The sequence below is a fragment of the Pseudomonas sp. 43(2021) genome (assembly GCF_017490805.1).
Taxonomy (GTDB): Bacteria; Pseudomonadota; Gammaproteobacteria; order Pseudomonadales; family Pseudomonadaceae; genus Aquipseudomonas.
This window is the reverse complement of the sequence record NZ_JAFGYJ010000302.1, coordinates 1-504: the sequence shown is the minus strand read 5'-3', so window position 1 is coordinate 504 and position 504 is coordinate 1. Positions and strand designations below refer to the sequence as shown.

The following is a 504-nucleotide window of genomic DNA, read 5'->3' as shown; positions in this document are numbered from 1 at the left end:
GCGAAAAAGGCCCAACGTAAGGTGAGCCTAAGTCGTTGTTCTATATGGTGCCGGCACCAGGAGTCGAACCCGGGACCTACTGATTACAAGTCAGTTGCTCTACCAACTGAGCTATACCGGCGTGTGGGCGACGATTATAGCGATTGGGTAGATCCTGTAAACCCCTGAATTCAGACTATTTTTGCATTCCGGAAAAATCAGGTCCTGCGCAAATTAATGCGCAGCTTTTGTACCTCAAGCGCAGTAAGGCATTTATGCAGGGCGTACGGTTGAGTCTGGGCTTTCGGGACCCTGCAGTTATTCACTCGGCCAGCCCAATATTCGTCGGTTATGTCCTTTTGGTTGGCAGCTTATGCACAACTGAGGGGCGCTAGGACTGCTTGGGGCGAGGTTTTGTGAAGCCATTCTCATCTTGTTCGCAAATCCCTGTTTTACAGGTTTTTATTTATGTGAACAAAAAATGACCAGTGTTGTTAAGGCGACGAAACATGCGCAGATAATGGA

Annotated in this window: 1 tRNA gene; it reads right to left on the bottom strand. The window is 48.4% G+C overall.

The features are described from left to right. Positions 1-45: 45 nt before the first annotated feature. Positions 46-121: transfer RNA gene (locus J5M71_RS27330), tRNA-Thr, on the bottom strand. Positions 122-504 lie beyond the last annotated feature (383 nt).